Raw genomic sequence first — 13,647 nt, 5'->3', positions numbered from 1 at the left:
TTTTAATCAAACAAAATGAACTATAAATACTCGATATGGTATGATAAATGTGGTGATAATATATGATAAAAATTGGCCTAACTGGATGGGGAGATCATGATAGTTTATATGAGGACCTTTCTAATAAAAAAGATAAATTAAAGGCATATGCTGCTCATTTTCCAACTGTGGAATTGGATGCGACTTATTACGCGATTCAGCCACAAAGAAATATTGAGAAGTGGATTCGTGAAACACCGAATAATTTCAAATTTGTTGTTAAAATACATCAGGCTTTAACTGGTCATGCTGAAATTACTGATTTTGCTTCAGGTAAGGTAGAGTTGTTTAACTTATTTAAAGATTCTATGGCGCCCTTAAAAGCATCTGGTAAATTAGCGATGATTCTTGTTCAGTTCCCACCTTGGTTTGATTTACAACCTCAAAATATTAATTACTTACGGTATGTTCGGGAGCAATTAAAAGATTTTGATGTATGTATTGAATTTCGAAATCGCACTTGGTTTAAAGATGATGTAAAAGAATACACTTTAGAATTTTTAACTGAGATGAAATTTATTCATAGTGTTTGTGATGAGCCACAAAGTGGAGAAGGTTCTATTCCATTTATTAATCGTATTACACATGATGTAGCTTTTGTTCGATATCATGGAAGAAATGTTAATGGATGGACTAAAAAAGACATGACTGATCAAGAGTGGCGTGATGTAAGATATTTATATGATTATAATGAAGCGGAACTAAAAGAATTATCAGATAAAGTTAAGATCTTAAACCATAAAGCAAAAGATATATATGTAGTATTTAATAATAATTCCGGTGGTCATGCAGCACAAAATGCCAAAACTTACCAAAAGTTATTAGATATAAAGTATGAAGGGTTAGCACCTAAACAACTTAAATTATTTTAGAGGTGGGAAATTATGGCATATTTAGTGTTGGTTATTATTGGCGTTTGTTCTGCGGTTATAGGTGCCTTAGTAGGAATAGGTGGCGGAATAATTATTGTTCCATCACTTGTTTACTTTGGAATTGATCACCATTTACTCTCAGGTATGACGCCACAAAGAGCAATAGGGACATCATCTGTGATTTTGATTACAACAGGTTTGACTGCTACTTTAGGCTATTTAAAAACGAAACAAGTTGATGTGAAGAATGGTTTAATATTCTTGATTGGAATTATTCCTGGAGCTTTAGTAGGTGCATATTTAAGTAAATATTTCACATTAGATTCATTTAATTTATATTTTGGTATTTTTCTAATACTTATATCTATTATTTTAATGATTCGAAATCAAGTGAAACCAATTAAATATTTTCAACAAGAAAAATATTTAAAATCATTTATTGATAAAACAGGAGAAAAACATCAATATGGCATACCACCAATTGCAGCTGTTATATCAGCATTTATTGTAGGTATTACGACTGGATTGTTTGGAATCGGTGGAGGCGCATTGATGACACCACTCATGATTATTGTATTTAAATTCCCACCACATGTTGCAGTAGGGACAAGTATGATGATGATTTTCTTCTCTAGTTTATCAAGTTCTGTGAGTCATGTTATACAAGGCAATGTATTATGGGTACACGCAATTGTATTGATTATCTCAAGTTACTTTGGAGCGAAAATTGGAGTAAAAATTAATAGTAGAATGAAATCAGACACAGTTGTTTTAATTTTAAGAATTACAATGTTAATCTTAGGTATATATTTGATTATAAAAAGTATTTTATAAGGAGTTGAATCTGTGAAGCTTACAATTTTTCATACGAATGATATACACAGCCATTTAAATACATATGCAAAAATATCTCAATATATTAAAGATGAAAGAAGCAAACTTCAACATGATTCATTATATATTGATATAGGTGACCATATAGACTTGTTCCATCCATTAACTGAAGCATCTCAAGGTACTGAGAATGTTAAAATATTAAATGATAGCAATGTAGATGTTGTGACACTTGGAAATAATGAAGGCATGACAATCTCTCATGATTCACTCAACCATTTGTATGATGATGCTCAATTTGATGTAACATGTTGTAATTTGTTTGATCTTAATAGTAATTTACCTAATCATTTAACATCTCATGTACTCAAGAATGTTAATGGCATTAAAGTATGTTTGATAGGTTTAACAGCACCATTTAATCATATATATGAAACTTTAGACTGGAAAGTGACTTCACCGTTACTTGCATTAAAAAATGAAATCTCACAAGTTAAAGAAGATTATGATGTATTAATTGTTATGAGTCATGTAGGAATCTTTTTTGACGAACAGTTATGCGAAGAGTGTCCAGAAATTGATGTGATTTTTGGAGCACATACACATCATTATTTTGAACGTGGAGAAGAAAAAAATGGAGTATTGATGGCTGCTGCAGGTAAGTATGGACACTATGTTGGGCAAGTAGATTTAGAGATTGAAAATAATAAAGTTATTCATAAAGAAGCACAGATACTCGATACAACTTTATTGGATGAAATTCCTAATAATTATGAAGAAAAAGGGAAATCACTATTAGATAAACCGGTTTTAAATAGGAGAATATCTTTACCTCGCCGTTTAAATAGTGCGAGTTATACGACGGATTTACTTTGTGAAAGTGTATTAGAGTTTACAGAAGCAGATTGCGCAATCATAAATGCAGGGTTAATTGTTAAAGAAATTGATGATAGTAAAATAACTGAATATGATATTCATCAAATGCTACCTCATCCAATAAATACAGTTTCAATTGAATTAAGAGGCGTGGAGCTTAAACAAATTATTTACAAAGCGATGGAACAGTCCTATATAGATGAAGTTGCGATTGGTTTCGGGTTCAGGGGAGATATTTTTGGCGGATACGTATTTAAAAATATCGGCTATATAGAATCCACTGGCCAATGCTTTGTAAAAGGTATTGAAGTTCAGGATCACGAGCAATATAAACTAGGAACAATTGATATGTATACATTTGGTAGATATTTTCCGATATTGAAAGATATGAATATAAATTATATTATGCCCGAGTTTTTAAGAAATATTTTTGAACAAAAGTTAATACAAAAAGAAAAGAAAGTGTAAGGAGCATTTAAATTTATACGTATTTTGGTTATAATGAACGAAGATGAAAATTAATTATAGAAGGGTGTTCACGTATATGGCTACTAAAAATGAAGAAATATTACGTAAACCAGACTGGTTAAAAATAAAGTTAAATACTAACAAGAACTACACTGGATTAAAGAAAATGATGCGTGAAAAGAATCTACATACTGTATGTGAAGAAGCAAAATGTCCGAATATTCATGAATGTTGGGGAGAACGACGTACTGCAACATTTATGATTTTAGGAGCAGTATGTACAAGAGCATGTCGTTTCTGTGCAGTTAAGACAGGTCTTCCAAACGAATTAGACTTAGACGAACCACAACGTGTTGCAGAATCAGTACAATTAATGAACTTAAAACATGTCGTTATTACAGCTGTTGCAAGAGATGATTTGAAAGATGCAGGTTCAAACGTTTATGCTGAAACTGTACGTAAAGTAAGAGAATTAAATCCATATACAACTATAGAAATATTACCTTCAGATATGGGCGGTAGTTATGAAGCGTTAGAAACTTTGATGGATTCTAAACCAGATATTTTAAACCATAATATCGAAACAGTTAGAAGATTAACACCAAGAGTTAGAGCACGTGCAAAATACGATCGTACGCTAGAATTTTTAAGACGTTCTAAAGAAATGTATCCAGATATTCCTACAAAATCAAGTTTGATGGTAGGTTTAGGAGAAACTGTTGAAGAAATCTACGAAACAATGGATGATTTACGTGCAAACGATGTTGATATCATGACAATCGGACAATATTTACAACCATCACGTAAACATTTAAACGTTCAAAAATATTATACGCCGTTAGAATTTGGTAAATTAAGAAAAGTAGCAATGGAAAAAGGTTTCAAGCATTGTCAAGCTGGCCCAATGGTACGTAGTTCATATCACGCTGACGAACAAGTAAATGAAGCAGCTAAACAAAAACATATTCTAGGTGAACAGGAACTTAATAAACAATAAGGTGATTGAATGTTAACTAAAATAGAAAATAACTATTTTGAAGTAATTAAAGACGATCAACAATCATTCAATGAAGAACAATTTACATCACGTTATTCTGAAATACTAGATAAATATGATTATATTGTTGGCGACTTTGGCTATGACCAACTTCGTCTAAAAGGTTTTTATCACGATTCTAATAAAAAAAGCGATGCCAATAAACGATTTTCGGCAATACAAGATTATTTACTCGAGTATTGTAACTTTGGATGTAAATATTTTGTACTAAGACGTTTATCTAAAGGAGAAATCACGAAATTAACAGCTGAAGACGCTGACTTTGTAGATGAAGATAATAAATTAGATGATGTAAAAATCGAACCATCAATACAACAAAATAGTAAACAAGAAATCGAAGAAGTAGAAATTGTAGAAGAAAAAATTATTGAAGAGGACACAGTTGAAACACAACAAACTTCTAGAAATACTTTAAAAGATTATTTATAGAAAGTAGAGGCTGGGACAAATTAATTGTCCCAGCCTTTTTACATAGGCAATCTATATTTATATAAGGTGGAAGAAGTGTGAATGATATTTAAATTTATAGTACATTTTTATCACATCCTTCATTTCAGGACTGTTATTTTATTTTATCGGTCCGTATTTCTGATTTCTGGACCGTTAATTTATTTTATCGGTCTGTATTTCTGATTTCTGGACCGCTAATTTATTTTATCGGTCCGTATTTCTTATTTCTGGACCGCTAATTTATTTTATCGGTCTGTATTTCTGATTTCTGGACCGTTAATTTATTTTATCGGTCCGTATTTCTGATTTCTGGACCGCTAATTTATTTTATCGGTCCGTATTTCTGATTTCTGGACCGCTAATTTATTTTATCGGTCCGTATTTCTGATTTCTACACCTCATATAAGCACAACTGCGGAAAGGACACACATAGAAAAATGCCGACAAAGTTTAAGACTTTGTCGGCATTTTGAAACTAAGATAAACTTATGAACCAATCTAAGTTCTAATCTAGATAGGTTATTTTTCATGAACATGTTAGTAATAGTGCTATTAGTGATAGTCACATAACTAAGTCTCAATTTATTAGATATCTATAACATCGTGTAAATATTCTGTTACTTCTTCTCCTTCTTCAGGTGATAAACCTAGGATGTGGCTAATATAACCTTCTTCTTCTAAATCGTCTTTTCCGATTATTCCAAATTTATTGTTTTGAGTATTAAGCACGATTGTTTTACCGTAATGTCTGTCTGTATAAATAAGTGTTAAGTCATATCTACTATGTTCACCTACAAAACCGACAAATTGAATTTTTGCTTCATCTTCTTCATCATATAAAAACATTTCTACCATAAATAGTTACTCCTTTATTTAAAAGCTTTCTTTAATTGTTTAGTATACAGAGCAATGCCGTATATTTCAAAATTATGATATTATTATATATGAATAGGAGGTTTTCTACATGTATTTCGTAGATAGCAAAACATTAAATTTAAAAATGAATTATTTAGAAAAATTAACAGTTGATTTTGAAGTTGAGAAGGATTCTTCGTATGCTTTAGAAAGAATTGCACACATGATGATTGAATCTGTCGTAGATATTGGGAACTTAATTATTGATGCTTTTATATTAAGAGACCCTGGAAATTATAAAGATGTAATTGATATTATGGAACTTGAAAAAGTATTCCAACCTTCAACTGCTGAAGCTATTAGAAATTCTATTGATTTTAGAAAAGAATTAATTCGTAATTACGAAAGCATTAATCACGACAAATTAAAAAAAGCTTTTGAAATAGCTAATCCTTTTTATAAACAAGCAATTGAAGACACTAAACAATTTTTAAAAAATGAAAATGTACCCGTTACAGCATTTGGTGAAGGAGATAAAAATGAAAGATTATAAAGGTTATTTTATTGATATAGACGGAACTATGTATAAAGGTTCTGAAATAATTGAAGGCGCAATCGAGTTTATAGAATATTTAAATGCAAACAATAAAGATTACTTATTTGTTACAAATAATTCTTCCAAAACTCCTGCTGAAGTAGCTGAAAAATTAAATAATATGGGGTTTAATACTTCAAGTGAGCATGTTATCACTTCAGCTATGGCTACAGCAGGATATATTAGTGAAGAATCACCAGGAGCTTCTGTATACATGGTTGGTGGAAGTGGATTGAAATCTTCATTGAGTGATGCTGGTTTAGTAATTAAAGAAGATCAAAATGTAGATTATGTTGTTATGGGACTGGATGTTAATATTTCATATGAAAAATTATCAGTTGCATGTTTAGCAGTAAGAAATGGTGCGAAATTTATTTCAACAAATAAAGATGTTTCAATACCGAATGAAAGAGGCTTCTTACCAGGTAACGGTTCATTAACTAGTGTTGTAAGTGTTTCTACTGGGCAAACGCCTATCTTTATAGGCAAGCCAGAAACAATTATTATGGAACAAGCAGTAGAAAAAATAGGTCTCTCAAAAGAAGAATGTGTAATGATTGGTGACTTGTACGATACTGATATTTTAGCAGGTATCAATAGTGGAATTGACACATTACATGTACAAACAGGCGTTACATCATTAGAAGAAATTAACTTAAAAGAGATATTACCAACTTATAGTGTTAAGAACTTATTTGAAGTAATCAAATAACTGAAATAAGGAGATGGGAATATGGGAGAGAAAGTATTAGTTGCTAGACAGTTGCCAAATAAATTTATTCAACAAATAGAACAATTTGCAGAAGTAGATGTTTGGGATAGTGAATTAGAACCTATGCCAAGAGAACAATTTTTAAAGCGCGCTGCAGATGCCACAATTGTAATCACAACATTAAGTGAGAAAATAGATGAAACCTTTTTTGAATCTGCACCTAAAATTAAAGGAGTCGTTAATTTAGCAGTAGGGTATGATAATATTGATATTGACTTGGCTCATAATAAAGGTGTTATTGTAACAAATACACCAGAAGTGTTAACAGAAACGACTGCAGAATTAGGATTTACTTTAATGTTAACTGCTGCAAGAAGAATTGTAGAAGCGGTTGAGTATGTAGAAAATGGCGAATGGAAAAGTTGGGGTCCATACTTATTAGCAGGTAAAGATGTTCATGGATCTACAGTTGGTATATATGGAATGGGTGCAATAGGTGAAGCTTTCGCCAGAAGATTAAAGGGCTTTAATTGCAAAGTGATATATCACAACCGTTCTAAAAAAGAAAAAGCTGAAAAAGAATTAAATGTTGAATATAGAAATATGGATGAACTGTTAGCAGAAAGTGACTTTGTAGTTTGTACTGCTCCATTAACATCTGAAACCAAAGGCATATTTAATAAAGAAACATTTAAGAAAATGAAAGATAGTGCAATATTGATTAATATCGGTCGCGGCGGACATGTCGTAGAATCTGATTTAATAGAAGCAATTAAGCAAAAAGAAATTCTCGGTGCAGCATTAGACGTAGTAGAAAATGAACCTATAGCAATGGACCATCCATTTATAGGAATGAAACAAGTAATAGTTGTTCCTCATATAGGTAGTAGCTCAATAAACACAAGAGATCATATGGTTCAACTTTGTGTTGATAATGCAAAACAAATTATCGCAGGTAGTGAACCAGTAACACCAGTGAAGAAATAGAGATGACAAAGATTGAAAAAGCGTGATTTCAGTCTATTTCGCTTCAGTAAACGACTTTTTAATTTAATGATTAGATGGTGAGATAATTAATTTATCTCACCATCTTTTTTTATATAAGAGGTATTAAAATCAAATTTCATTATACTTGTTTATAAGGTCTGTTATGACAGTTTATATGTCAATTTTGTAATGTGATTAATCCCTTTTAAATTCCAATAAATGCTAAAATTTTACATATTTTCGTTGATATCTCTTTATACATAGAATATAATATAAAAATAGAATAATTACAAAATAAAAACATGAGGAGATTTACAATGGAAAAAATTAGGCAAATATTACTATCTGAGAATTGCAAAATAGTTGGTTTAACCATTTTTTATTTCTTAATCATGATTGTTTTATTTTGGATTTATGCTGGTGGTAGTGCAAGTAACGATTTTATATATAATGAATTTTAATGAAGGAGAACATTTATGAGAGACATCTTAGAACAAGTAGAGTTTATGAGTAAGTGGTATACCGATAAAATTGCTATAAACTATAGAGAAGAAGAGATGACTTATGGTGAACTAGATCTTTATTCAAATAAATTAGCTACGTTAATCCAAGATTCTGATAAGCCAATTGTATTATATGGTCATATGTCACCATTTATGATTGTAGGTATGATTGCGAGTATGAAAGCAGGCATTGGATACGTTCCAATAGATATATCGATTCCTTTAGAAAGAATAGAGCATATCATTGAGAAGGTAGAGCCTGCTTTTATTTTTAATACAACTGGTAATTTATTGAATAATATACAAATTAATCAAATAACAATAGAAGCATGTAAAGAAGCGCAAATAAACTTGGAAGACTTAAATAGAATTAATAATTTAGATACTGTTTATACAATTTTTACATCCGGATCCACTGGATTGCCAAAGGGTGTACAAATCAGTTATGAAAGTTTAATGGACTTTACTAACTGGATGTTACAACTTAATAAGCTTGGCGACAACAGTATGTGGTTGAATCAAGCTCCATTTTCTTTCGACTTATCAGTTATGGCAATATATCCATGCTTAATGACAGGTGGGACGTTGCAACTAGTTGATAAAAAGATGATTGAAAAGCCAAAACAATTATATGAATTACTAAATAGTAAAGACATTGAATCTTGGGTATCAACGCCATCATTTTTAGAAATGTGTTTATTATTACCAGGATTTAATCAAGATCAACATACTAAATTAAAGCAGTTTTTCTTCTGTGGAGAAGTGCTGAGTCATAAGACAGCACAGAAATTAATCAATCAATTTAAAGATTCGATTATTTATAATACATATGGCCCAACAGAAGCAACGGTTGCTGTAACAAGTATTCAAATTACTCAAGAAATTCTAGATAAATTTAATCCATTACCAATTGGTACAGTACGTCCAAATTCACAATTAAAATTAGCTGATAATGAAGAATTAGTGATAATTGGTAAAAGTATTAGTCAAGGATATTTAAAAGATGAAGAAAAGCACAATAAAGTATTTAAAAATATAGATGGTCAAGTAAATTATTTTACTGGAGATAAAGCAGAGTTTCGTGATGGTTATTGGTTTATACATGGAAGAATAGATTTCCAAATAAAAATTAACGGCTATCGTATGGAACTAGAAGAAATTGAAATGGTTTTAGAGCAATTGCCAGAAGTTAAACAAGTCGTTATATCACCAATTAAAAAAGGTGAAAAAGTTCAATATTTACATGCTACTGCTATTCTTACAAATCAGGAAATAGATAACGAAAATGACATGATACTCCATTTAAAACAGGAATTAAAAATTCATTTACCTGAATATATGATTCCTAGAAAATTTAGCTTTGTGAATAATCTACCACTAACTGCTAATGGTAAGTTAGATAGAAATAAAGTATTAGAGAGGTTAAAACCATGATTCCATATGGGGATTTTACCTATTTTTATATCTGTTTAGCCTTAATGTTACCAGTAATTATATTAGGGTTAGTCGGAAAGAGAAGTCTTGTTTATAACCGAGTCATTACGTTAGTTATGCTCATACTAATATTTTCGGATGAAAATAAAAACTTATATGATAATAAATTTTTAAGTTATCAATTTATTTTCTTTGCTCTATATATATGTTATCAAGTTGTATTGATTAGAGTTTATATTTCGATAGCAAAGAAAACAAACCAGTTTAAAAATTATGCTTTTGCAATAGTACTTTCAATATTACCTTTAATTATTGTGAAAATATTACAAAGTAGTTGGCTAGGGGATTTTCAAATAACAGTTCACGGTAATAAATTAATTGAATTTATAGTATTTCTAGGTATTTCGTATATTGCATTTAAAAGTGTTCAACTCATTATGGAAATTCGTGATAATAGAATAAAATCAATCAATACAATGAAACTAATTGATTTTATTACATTCTTTCCAACGATATCTTCAGGTCCTATAGATAGATATAAGCGATTTATCAAGGATGAAGAAAAGATTCCTGAACCCAATGTTTATTATGGAATGCTTATAAAAGCTATACATATGGTGTTTATGGGATTTTTATATAAGTATATTATTGCTTATTACATAAATGAAAATGTAATTAAAGTTACGCCAATAGATACAGATCCTACCTTTTTAAATTATCTTTATTACATGTACGGGTATAGTTTTTATCTGTTTTTTGATTTTGCAGGATACAGTTTATTTGCTATAGCATTTAGTTATTTATTCGGAATTCAAACTCCAATTAACTTTAACAAGCCATTTAAAGCTAAAAATATTAAAGAATTTTGGAATAGATGGCATATGAGTTTATCTTTTTGGTTCAGAGATTGTATATATATGAGGTTTGTTTTTTGGGTATCCAAAGAAAAATTACTAAAAGATAAGCTGTTAATATCTAACCTGGGATTTTTAATCAATTTCTTTATTATGGGAATTTGGCATGGTATTGAAATACATTATATTCTTTATGGTTTATATCACGCATTCTTATTTATTGCATATGGTTATTTTGAACAATGGCGCAAAAAGCATCCGCCAAAACTTAATTATAAGTTAATGAATGTGATCGCAATATTAATTACATTCCATAGTGTAGCATTTGGATTTTTATTATTCTCAGGAAAATTAATACATTAAATAAGGGAGTTATATTATGAATTTTGAAGAAAAAGTATTAAATATATTAGCTGAAGTTGCTGAAAATGATATCGTAAAAGAAAACCCTGATATCGAAATTTTTGAAGAAGGGATTATAGATTCATTTGCAACTATAGGCTTGTTGTTAGAAATTCAAAATAATTTAGACATTGATGTTACAATTACGGATTTTGATAGAGATGAGTGGGCAACACCGAATAAAATTATAAAAGTACTTAAGGAATTACAATGAAAATAAAATTATTGTTGCCTTTATTGTTAAGTGGTATTTTATTTGGCTTATTTTTATTAATTCCAGTTGAATGGCTTACATCTTTATCTAAACAAGACAATATTAATAAAGAAGCAATTTCTTTAAATGATTCTGTACTAAAAGGCGTGCACTCTCAAGAGGAAATGTTGTTAAGTAAACATTATTATCCTATATTTGGCTCAAGTGAATTGGAAAAACAAGATATATTTCATCCAGCGCATATTTTGAAAGATAAAAATGCTAAATTAAAGCCATATTTAATTGGAACAGGTGGCTCTACAGATTTAATCCATGCAATTAATGTTGGCAGCCAAGCACACAATCTAAATGGAAAAAAAGTAGCTATCATCATTTCACCCCAGTGGTTTACTGATCATGGTTTAACAAATGATAACTTTAGCGCTAGATTTTCACCATTACAAGCGGATCATTTATTTAAAATTAAATCTTTGAGTCCAGAATTAAAAGACAGATTTGCAAAAAGATTAGTTCAATTTAAACAATTAAAATCAGATCCATATTTAAATTCTGTATTAAGTAAAAAAATCATCAGTATGATGAAGGAACTTTTATGAATGATTTTGAAAATAACATCCATGAAAAACATGATGCTTTAAAGTCTATTTTTGGTAGAGAAAAAGTCGCTTTAACGAATAGTTCTAAACATCATTTTAGTCATATGAAATGGGATGAAATGAGATTATATGCTAATCAATATGGTGAAAAGCATTCTACAACTAATAATTTCGGAATGAATGACCAATATTGGAATTTATTAAAAGAGCAACGAAAAAGATACAATAGAAATTACGAGTTCAATAACCAGTCTAAAGAATTCGATGACTTACAGTTGTTAATTGACACATTAAAAGAAGTAAATGCAGATCCATTATTTGTTGTTATTCCAGCAAATGGAAAATGGTATGATCATATTAATGTTAATAGAGAGAAAAGAGAAGCAGTATATCAAAAGATTAATAAAATGCTCACATCAAATAATATGAAAGTATATGACATAACCGATAAAGAATATGAACCATATGTCATTACAGATGCAGTTCATATAGGTTGGAAAGGTTGGGTCTATATTAACGAGCAAATGATTAACCATATAAATGGACAATATGATAATAAAGTAAGTCGACAATATTAATAATATTACCTAGGAAATATTAAAAAGCACCGTGCCAACTTTATGGCACGGTGCTTCAGACTGTCGACAACCTGTCTTGAATTTATCAAGACGGGCCCAACATGATAAATAGACGGGCTGAATATTGTAAGACGAGGCTAACATGATAAATAGACGGACTGAATATTGCATGACTAGGCAAACATGATAAATAGAGAGTCTGAATTTATCAAGACGAGGCAAACATGATAAATAAACGGGCTGAATATTGCAAGATGAGTCAAACATGATAAATAGAGAGTCTGAATATTGCAAGATGAGGCAAACATGATAAATAGAAAGGCTGAATATTGCAAGATGAGTCAAACATGATAAATAGAGAGTCTGAATATTGCAAGACGAAGCAAACATGATAAATAGAGAGGCTGAATATTGCAAGACAAGGTCAACATGATAAATTGAGAGGCTGAATATTGCAAGATGAGTCAAACATGATAAATAGACGGGCTGAATTTATCAAGACGAGCTCAACATGATAAATAGAGAGGCTGAATTTATCAAGACGAGCCAAACTTGATAAATAGAAAGAAAAAAAGCACCGTGCCAACTTTATGGCACGGTGCTTTTTTAATACTTATAAATAAAATGAAAGTGATTAGAAAACTTGTTCTACTTCTACAACGCCAGGTACTTCTTCTAGTAAAGCACGTTCTATGCCAGCTTTTAGAGTAATTGTAGAACTTGGACATGTACCACAAGCTCCGAGTAATCGTAGTTTAACGATACCATCATCAACATCTACTAATTCACAGTCACCACCATCGCGTAATAGGAATGGTCTTAATTTCTCAAGTACATCACTAACTTGATCAAACATTGTTTGTTGTTCAGTAGTCATATATATAAATACTCCTCTCATCAAGTGTTATTAGATACATTAATCTTATTAATCTATTATAATAGATATAAGGTAAAAAATCTATTCATCAAACTAGGGGGTATGATTATATGTCCAAAGCAAGTATAGTAGTTTATGGTGCAGATGTTGTATGTGCGAGTTGTGTTAATGCACCATCATCGAAGGACACATATGAATGGTTACAAGCTATTTTAGGAAGAAAATATACGGATTTAGAATTTGAATACACTTATATTGATTTTTTTAAACAGACTGAAAATTTAACAGATCATGATCTTCAGTTTATAGAAAGAATTAATGAAGATGAATTGTTTTATCCACTTGTTACAATAAATGATGAATATGTTGCTGATGGTTTTATTCAGTTAAAGCATATCACGAGATTTATTGATGAACATGTCGCCATTGAACAATAAAAAAAGT

General features: G+C 30.3%; 16 protein-coding genes and 1 pseudogene. 15 read left to right on the top strand and 2 right to left on the bottom strand.

Annotation, left to right across the window (positions count from 1 at the left end; genetic code table 11):
* Window positions 1-62: 62 nt before the first annotated feature.
* The 5 genes and pseudogenes from LQ668_RS03865 to LQ668_RS03845 all read left to right on the top strand — a co-directional run.
* Window positions 63-911 (top strand): DUF72 domain-containing protein, encoded by an 849-nt coding sequence (locus LQ668_RS03865; RefSeq protein ID WP_107509670.1) that lies wholly within the window; start codon window positions 63-65, stop codon window positions 909-911.
* A 12-nt stretch (window positions 912-923) separates the two neighbouring features.
* Window positions 924-1,745, top strand: coding sequence for a sulfite exporter TauE/SafE family protein (locus tag LQ668_RS03860; protein ID WP_078357691.1), 822 nt, complete (start codon window positions 924-926; stop codon window positions 1,743-1,745).
* Between the two features lie 12 nt (window positions 1,746-1,757).
* Window positions 1,758-3,089 (top strand): bifunctional metallophosphatase/5'-nucleotidase, encoded by a 1,332-nt coding sequence (locus LQ668_RS03855; RefSeq protein WP_078357690.1) that lies wholly within the window; start codon window positions 1,758-1,760, stop codon window positions 3,087-3,089.
* Between the two features lie 76 nt (window positions 3,090-3,165).
* Window positions 3,166-4,086 carry a lipoyl synthase gene (gene lipA, locus LQ668_RS03850; RefSeq protein ID WP_078357689.1) on the top strand — a complete coding sequence of 307 codons (921 nt, stop codon included), beginning with the start codon at window positions 3,166-3,168 and terminating at the stop codon, window positions 4,084-4,086.
* A gap of 9 nt (window positions 4,087-4,095) precedes the next feature.
* A pseudogene (locus tag LQ668_RS03845) lies at window positions 4,096-4,473 on the top strand (YutD family protein); the annotation flags it as partial.
* A gap of 708 nt (window positions 4,474-5,181) precedes the next feature.
* On the opposite strand, the gene LQ668_RS03840 reads toward LQ668_RS03845, so the two are convergent.
* On the bottom strand, window positions 5,182-5,451 hold the full coding sequence (locus tag LQ668_RS03840) for a DUF3055 domain-containing protein (RefSeq protein ID WP_078357687.1): 270 nt from the start codon (window positions 5,449-5,451) through the stop codon (window positions 5,182-5,184).
* Between the two features lie 109 nt (window positions 5,452-5,560).
* Between LQ668_RS03840 and LQ668_RS03835 the strand changes: the two genes are divergently transcribed.
* The 9 genes from LQ668_RS03835 to dltD (LQ668_RS12365) all read left to right on the top strand — a co-directional run bounded on the left by LQ668_RS03835 (window position 5,561) and on the right by dltD (LQ668_RS12365) (window position 12,326).
* Entirely contained in the window at window positions 5,561-6,004 is a 444-nt protein-coding gene (locus tag LQ668_RS03835; RefSeq protein WP_078357686.1) for a DUF86 domain-containing protein, read from the top strand.
* Window positions 5,991-6,758 (top strand): TIGR01457 family HAD-type hydrolase, encoded by a 768-nt coding sequence (locus LQ668_RS03830; RefSeq protein ID WP_078357685.1) that lies wholly within the window; start codon window positions 5,991-5,993, stop codon window positions 6,756-6,758. Before LQ668_RS03835 ends, LQ668_RS03830 begins: the two co-directional genes overlap by 14 nt.
* A gap of 21 nt (window positions 6,759-6,779) precedes the next feature.
* Window positions 6,780-7,745, top strand: a complete 966-nt coding sequence (locus tag LQ668_RS03825; RefSeq protein ID WP_239775907.1) for a 2-hydroxyacid dehydrogenase — start codon at window positions 6,780-6,782, stop codon at window positions 7,743-7,745.
* A 317-nt stretch (window positions 7,746-8,062) separates the two neighbouring features.
* Window positions 8,063-8,206: a teichoic acid D-Ala incorporation-associated protein DltX gene (locus LQ668_RS03820; RefSeq protein WP_078357683.1), complete on the top strand. Its 144-nt coding sequence runs from the start codon at window positions 8,063-8,065 to the stop codon at window positions 8,204-8,206.
* 15 nt (window positions 8,207-8,221) lie between these two features.
* Entirely contained in the window at window positions 8,222-9,682 is a 1,461-nt protein-coding gene (gene dltA, locus LQ668_RS03815; protein ID WP_107509673.1) for a D-alanine--poly(phosphoribitol) ligase subunit DltA, read from the top strand.
* Window positions 9,679-10,899, top strand: coding sequence for a D-alanyl-lipoteichoic acid biosynthesis protein DltB (gene dltB / locus LQ668_RS03810; protein ID WP_203153980.1), 1,221 nt, complete (start codon window positions 9,679-9,681; stop codon window positions 10,897-10,899). The genes dltA and dltB overlap by 4 nt, the downstream gene beginning before the upstream one ends.
* Before the next feature lie 16 nt (window positions 10,900-10,915).
* Entirely contained in the window at window positions 10,916-11,152 is a 237-nt protein-coding gene (gene dltC / locus LQ668_RS03805) for a D-alanine--poly(phosphoribitol) ligase subunit 2 (protein WP_078357680.1), read from the top strand.
* Entirely contained in the window at window positions 11,149-11,748 is a 600-nt protein-coding gene (dltD, locus tag LQ668_RS12370; RefSeq protein WP_275583888.1) for a D-alanyl-lipoteichoic acid biosynthesis protein DltD, read from the top strand. Before dltC ends, dltD (LQ668_RS12370) begins: the two co-directional genes overlap by 4 nt.
* A complete protein-coding gene (dltD, locus tag LQ668_RS12365) occupies window positions 11,745-12,326 on the top strand; it encodes a D-alanyl-lipoteichoic acid biosynthesis protein DltD (protein WP_275583887.1) in 582 nt (193 codons plus the stop codon). Before dltD (LQ668_RS12370) ends, dltD (LQ668_RS12365) begins: the two co-directional genes overlap by 4 nt.
* A 634-nt stretch (window positions 12,327-12,960) precedes the next feature.
* Here the strand turns inward: dltD (LQ668_RS12365) and LQ668_RS03795 are convergent.
* Window positions 12,961-13,203, bottom strand: coding sequence for a NifU family protein (locus tag LQ668_RS03795; RefSeq protein WP_017001072.1), 243 nt, complete (start codon window positions 13,201-13,203; stop codon window positions 12,961-12,963).
* A gap of 110 nt (window positions 13,204-13,313) precedes the next feature.
* Between LQ668_RS03795 and LQ668_RS03790 the strand changes: the two genes are divergently transcribed.
* Complete coding sequence (locus LQ668_RS03790; RefSeq protein WP_107509674.1) at window positions 13,314-13,640, top strand: YuzD family protein; 327 nt, start codon at window positions 13,314-13,316, stop codon at window positions 13,638-13,640.
* Window positions 13,641-13,647 lie beyond the last annotated feature (7 nt).

Origin of the sequence: Mammaliicoccus sp. K-M42, from assembly GCF_022386375.1 — a bacterium.
In the GTDB taxonomy this organism is placed as follows: Bacteria; Bacillota; Bacilli; order Staphylococcales; family Staphylococcaceae; genus Mammaliicoccus; species Mammaliicoccus fleurettii.
Note: the sequence above shows the minus strand (reverse complement) of the source record. Positions and strands in the feature narration are given on the sequence as shown.